We start from the raw sequence: 1,661 nt of genomic DNA, 5'->3' as shown, positions 1-1,661 counted from the left end.
TTCCTATTTTTTGGCGACAATACTGACCAGGGAAGCGCTACCTTTCGTTTGGGCAGGATAGCTGTTAATGATTTGCCTGTTGCTAGTCCCGATCGTGCGATCGCAACTGTCGGCACTCCTAATATTAAAATTAAAGTCCTGGAAAACGATACAGGCGGCACAAAGGCACTGAGAGTGCAGAGTGTTACTCAACCAACAGGCGGCACTGTTACTGTTGACGACTGGATTTATGTAGCAGGAATTTTCACCAATATCGGCGGGCAGCCGCGCAATAATATTGCCCGCTTGTACGGCAGCGACGGCACGGCAGATCCTACTTTTAATCCCAATCCGGATAATTGGGTCCACGCGATTGCGATCGATGCCAACGGCAACCCAGTAATAGGAGGAGATTTCACGAATATCGGGGGGCAGCCACGCAACAGAATTGCCCGGTTGAACAGCAGCACTGGGTTGGCAGATCCTACTTTTAACCCCAATGCGAATGATAGAATCTACGGGATCGCGATCGATGCTAACAACAACCCAGTTGTAGGAGGAAATTTCACGAATATCGGCGGGCAACCCCGCAACAGAATAGCCCGGTTGAACAGCAGCGACGGCACGGCAGATGCTACTTTTAACCCTAATGCAGATAGTACAGTCTATGTGATCGCGATCGATGCTAACAACAACCCAGTAGTCGGGGGTGATTTCACCAATATCGGCGGGCAGCCTCGCAACCGAATTGCCCGGTTGAACGGAAGCAACGGTACGGCAGATGCTACTTTTAACCCAAATACAAATAATTGGGTCAATGCGATCGCGATCGAGGCTAATAACAATCTAGTAGTCGGGGGCGAGTTCACCAATATCGGCGGGCAGCCGCGCAACAGAATTGCCCGGTTGAACAGCAGCAACGGCACGGTAGATGCTACTTTTAACCCCAATGCCGATAGTTATGTCAGGGCGATCGCGATCAATGTTAATAACAATCTAGTAGTAGGTGGCTTTTTCGCCAATATCGGCGGGCAGCCGCGCAATTATATTGCCCGGTTGAACAGCAGCACTGGATTGGCAGATCCTACTTTTAATCCCAATGCGAGTGATCTCCCAGCGACTGCTTATGTCTATGCGATCGCGATCGATGCTAACGGCAACCCAGTAGTAGGCGGCGCTTTCACCAATATCGGCGGGCAGCCACGGAACAAAATTGCCCGGTTGAACAGTAGCACTGGGTTGGCAGATTCTGCTTTCAACCCCAATGCGGATAATTTGGTCTGGGCGATCGCGATCGACCCCAAACGCAGCATTGTCTACACTCCTAACGACACTTTCAACGGTGTTGACACCTTCTCCTACACAGCAACCGACGGTTACAGTACCAGCACATCAACTGTCAGCGTCCTCGTCAACAATTCCCCAGTCCTCGACAATTCCGGCACGCTTAATTTAACAGCAATTAACGCCAACGAAACCACCAACAGCGGCACATTAATATCAGCGATTATCGGCACTAAAATTACCGACCCCAACGATGTCATTTCCCTGCGTCCCAGAGGCATCGCCCTCACAAATTTAGATACAACAAACGGCAGTTGGCAGTATACGACAGATGGCACAAGTTGGAATAATATTACTACTGTTCCTACGACTGCAACTGCACTGTTGTTAGCAGCCGA

The 1,661-nt window shown here is 50.2% G+C and carries 1 protein-coding gene; it reads left to right on the top strand.

Annotation, left to right across the window (positions count from 1 at the left end):
• Positions 1 to 1,661 (top strand): Ig-like domain-containing protein (locus tag ACUVJL_RS11880; protein WP_445246035.1); only part of this gene is annotated, 1,661 nt, incomplete at both ends.

The sequence above is a fragment of the Microcoleus sp. OTE_8_concoct_300 genome, assembly GCF_031383065.1.
Taxonomy (GTDB): domain Bacteria; phylum Cyanobacteriota; class Cyanobacteriia; order Cyanobacteriales; family Microcoleaceae; genus Microcoleus.
This window is presented reverse-complemented; position numbering and strand designations above follow the sequence as displayed.